Here is a 979-nt window from a genome sequence, read left to right as displayed (position 1 = left end):
CTGGCTGCCGCGATCCGAGTGGCAGATCAGCCCGGCGGCCGGCCGCTGCCGCTGGGCGGCCATCATCAATGCCGCTACGCTCAGCTCGGCGCGCATGTGATCGCGCATCGACCAACCGACGATCTTGCGCGTGGCCAGATCGAGGACGGCGGCCAGGTACAGCCAGCCCTCGCTGGTCGGCAGGTAGGTGATGTCAGCCAGCCAGACCGTGTCGGGTCGCGCGGCTGAGAAGTCCTGCTTGAGGAGATTGGGCGCGATGGGAAGATCGTGACGGCTGTCGGTCGTACAGGGCCGGAACCGACGACCCGCCAGGGCACGGATGCCGTGCCGGCGCATGAGACGCTCCACCCGCCCGCGGCTGACAGACCGGCCCTCGGCCCGCAGGGCGGCATGCACGCGCGGGGAGCCGTAGCGCCGGTGATGGGCGGCATGGATGCGCCGGACGTCGTCCAGGAGCTGGCGGTTGGAGGCCGAGCGGGCGCTCTCTGGCCGTGACCGCCATCCGTAGAAGCCGCTGGGTGAAACTCCGAGCACGCGGCACATGAGACGCACCGGCCAGGTCCGCGCATGTTGCTCGATGAAGGCGAAGGTCACTTGGGCATCTCCGCGAAGATGCCGATGGCTTTTTTTAGTACGTCGCGCTCCATGCGCGTACGGTCGAGCTCACGCCGCAGGCGGGCGATCTCGGCGGACTGATCGGACGGCGAGGCGACCGGGCTTGGTGGCGCACTCCCCGTCGATCCGGCCGGCCGCGGCCGGGGTGGGGCTCCGTTCAGCGTGGCGCGCCACTGCCGCAACATCGAGGGCTGGATCCCGAGCTCGGCCGCGACCTGCACCTGCGGCCGGCCGCTGCTCTCCAGCAGGGCGACCGCTTCGCGTTTAAACTCGGGCGTGAACTCTCGTCTCGTCTTCGCCATCCGACACATTCCCCGCTCAGCATGAGCGTATCAGAGGTGTCCGCGATGCCGAGGGAGGATCA

Annotated in this window: 1 pseudogene; it reads right to left on the bottom strand. The window is 69.3% G+C overall.

Annotated features, from left to right (window positions below):
- Window positions 1-917, bottom strand: a pseudogene (locus ACLBXO_RS31570) (IS3 family transposase); the annotation flags it as partial.
- Window positions 918-979 lie beyond the last annotated feature (62 nt).

Source organism: Methylobacterium sp. C33D, assembly GCF_053345825.1.
The sequence above is the reverse complement of the archived record's forward strand: the minus strand, read 5'-3'. Positions and strand labels throughout refer to the sequence as shown.